The organism is Polaromonas sp. P1_G2 (genome assembly GCF_056405515.1).
Genome location: NZ_JBFUBY010000731.1, coordinates 1 through 588 on the forward strand (window position 1 = coordinate 1; position 588 = coordinate 588).

At 60.2% G+C, this 588-nt stretch carries 2 protein-coding genes; both read left to right on the forward strand.

What is annotated here, in order from left to right; all coding sequences use genetic code 11:
- Positions 1 to 215, forward strand: a 215-nt coding sequence (locus tag AC1D0P_RS27240; protein WP_477679583.1) for a hypothetical protein, incomplete at its 5' end; no start/stop codon positions are given.
- An 82-nt stretch (positions 216 to 297) separates the two neighbouring features.
- Positions 298 to 588, forward strand: a 291-nt coding sequence (locus AC1D0P_RS27245) for a hypothetical protein (protein WP_477679584.1), incomplete at its 3' end; no start/stop codon positions are given.

The following is a 588-nucleotide window of genomic DNA, read 5'->3' on the forward strand; positions in this document are numbered from 1 at the left end:
ATTTCACGCTGAGCGGGCAGGTCTGCGGCATTCCGTTCTCGGCGCCGCGCTCCACCAACCACGTCTGCTGGCCGGATTTTTCCGGCATCGTCGAGCGCATGGGCTATGGCGCCTTCGCGCCGAACTACAATGTCTGCTTCCTCGGCGATGCTGGCACCGTAATCCATTCGGTCGACTTCCTCGACGCCCATAAGGTGCTCTGGGCCGCGGATTGACAGCGGTGGGGACTGTGGCCGGAATGCTCTTGACCTGATAGGACGAAGCGACCAATGCTGGCGTCTCCTACGGAGAAATACCATGTCTGCCCTTCGTTTCCTGCTCGCGCTCGGCTTTGTCGTCGCAACCCTTTCGATAAACACAGGGAGCGCCTTCGCCTGGCCGGTTCTGGATTCCAGCCCGCAATGCGATGCGAGATGGGTCGCCCGCCAGCTGAAGTTCGATTTCGCATTGAAATTCCGCCACTACAATGAAGCCGGACTGCAGCTGCAGGAGATCGTCAACCCGACGATGACCTATGAGCGTCAGCGCGACGAATATCACGATGTCGGTCGGCAGTTTTGCCACGCGACCGCGGCACTGAGCGATGGC